The sequence below is a fragment of the Dellaglioa sp. CoH-57-MRSF-18 genome, assembly GCF_056781995.1.
Genome location: NZ_JBXAXX010000224.1, coordinates 1 through 268 on the forward strand (window position 1 = coordinate 1; position 268 = coordinate 268).

Consider the following 268-nt stretch of genomic DNA (forward strand, 5'->3'; position numbering starts at 1 on the left):
CACACAGGTGCAGGTGCTTCGCATTTCGCGATTCCTACCTGCCGGCATACCTGTCACGCTCCAAAGTTCGGTACCCTCGTCGCTCCCTCCGCTGTCCCAATTCCACGTGGCAGGGCAATACTTCTTCAACCGAGATGAGATCACGTTCACGGACGCCAACCCCATCAACGTGACTCTGTACGAAGGTCAGGTGTACGCGTATCAGATGCCGGGCTTGGGAACGGAGCGTCAGACCTTCGTAGGGGCCCAAGATAACTTCTCGGTGTCT

General features: G+C 57.1%; 1 protein-coding gene. It reads left to right on the forward strand.

The window, feature by feature from the left end; translation table 11 throughout:
* Positions 1–268 (forward strand): hypothetical protein (locus tag AC1RPG_RS08800; RefSeq protein ID WP_481762606.1); only part of this gene is annotated, 268 nt, incomplete at both ends.